Origin of the sequence: Sphingomonas sp. ABOLE, from assembly GCF_003950455.1 — a bacterium.
GTDB lineage: Bacteria > Pseudomonadota > Alphaproteobacteria > Sphingomonadales > Sphingomonadaceae > Sphingomonas > Sphingomonas trueperi.
Genome location: NZ_QQWY01000123.1, coordinates 1 through 552, shown reverse-complemented (window position 1 = coordinate 552; position 552 = coordinate 1). Strand labels below are relative to the sequence as shown.

Sequence of the window (552 nt, the reverse complement as noted above, 5' to 3'; positions counted from 1 at the left end):
TGAAGCTGTAGAACAGCGACTCCTGCGGCACGGTTCGCTCGCCCATCATCCAAACGTCTCCCGCCAACCGGCTGGAGTGAATCAGACCGTCACCGCGACTTCAAGGGCGGGTTTTTCAACATAATCGCCCAGTAGCGGACATACTTTTGCGGCGTTAGGATTGCCGAATGAACGTCACTGGCATCACGGTCTGCAGGTTCGTCGCGTCTGACGGTCTGACGCGCTACTCAGTCCGGAAGCGACCAGACGGACTATTTGTGCTCGTTCACGACGGTGCAACCCTTGAGGACGGTACTCAGCCCTACTGGATGGAAGACCGACTATTGAGCGGCTTGTTTGGCGATCTAAGTGCAGCCGAACGCGAGCTCGAGCTTCTGATCGGGGATGAATGGACGCGGGAAGTCTGATCCGCGAACGTCCGCTTCCCACCGATTATGTTGAAAAACCCGCCCTTGAAGTCGCGGTGACGGTCTGATTCACTCCAGCCGGTTGGCGGGAGACGTTTGGATGATGGGCGAGCGAACCGTGCCGCAGGAGTCGCTGTTCTACAGC

Annotated in this window: 1 protein-coding gene; it reads left to right on the top strand. The window is 58.0% G+C overall.

Annotated features, from left to right (window positions below; genetic code table 11):
- Positions 1–167 precede the first annotated feature (167 nt).
- Entirely contained in the window at positions 168–407 is a 240-nt protein-coding gene (locus CA234_RS24185) for a hypothetical protein (protein WP_126002951.1), read from the top strand.
- Positions 408–552 lie beyond the last annotated feature (145 nt).